General features: G+C 44.5%; 1 protein-coding gene. It reads left to right on the forward strand.

The features are described 5' to 3' along the window. Positions 1-540: RHS repeat-associated core domain-containing protein (locus tag ACQREB_RS08810; protein WP_427767826.1), on the forward strand; the 540-nt coding region annotated here is incomplete at its 5' end. Between the last annotated feature and the right edge of the window lie 388 nt (positions 541-928).

The following is a 928-nucleotide window of genomic DNA, read 5'->3' on the forward strand; positions in this document are numbered from 1 at the left end:
CACTACTCGCCCGCCCTCGGGCGCTTCCTCTCCCGCGACCCAATCGAAGAGCGCGGTGGACTCAACCTCTACGTTTTCTGCAGAAACGATAGCATTTTGATTGTTGATCGGTTAGGCGGCGCGTTTTATTGTCCCGGAGGATGCAATACCGTCGACACATACGCGCCTATCGTTGGATATCGTCCGACGCCAGAGCAAGAACGGTATAGTGCCATTGCGGCGGCAATTGCTGCTGGCGCGGTTATCATGGGACCCGCGTTGGCTGCGGAGCTTTCGCTGACAGAGATCTCGGCATTATCTCTTGCGGGAAAAACGGTCAGTGAGTTAATGCGAAAAATAAAGTGCTTGAGATGCAAGATCCAAGTGCACAGTGCACACCACGAGTTCTTAGCATTTGATGTGACAGAGAGTTTCCCATATGTAAAATTCTATAAATGTTTCAGAAAGCATATTAATATTATGTGTTATATAAAAGGGAAACGAGGAAGTGATATTCGTAAACAAATCCTATATTCGAAATGCCTTCCACGCAATGGATAAAACCGGGATATTTAGGACGTAAGAATGTATATAAAACGATCGATATTGAAAAAATATTTGGAGCGTGTTTCTGAGATTCTTTCGACATCTCGAAATTTTCAAACGGAGCTTGAAAAAGAGAAAGTACTTAATACAACTCGATATTTATTAGGAGAGGAATTAGCGGTTGGAGCAGAAATAGTTAAGTACTCAGAGGACGAAGATTTAGTGTGCATCTTCGCATGGCAGGTATCACACTGGGGTGCATTTTTATGGTGTGTATGTCCTGTTTGTGTTGTATTTCCATTGAATCTGAATTGCACAAAGAAAAATGACAAACTGGCAGACGAAAAGATCTGACTCCGCGGGAACGGAAACGCTCGCGCTCAAACGCGTCGTCTTCTGGGAT

It is taken from the genome of Candidatus Spyradosoma sp. SGI.093, assembly GCF_050314555.1.
Lineage (GTDB): Bacteria > Verrucomicrobiota > Verrucomicrobiia > Opitutales > UBA953 > Spyradosoma.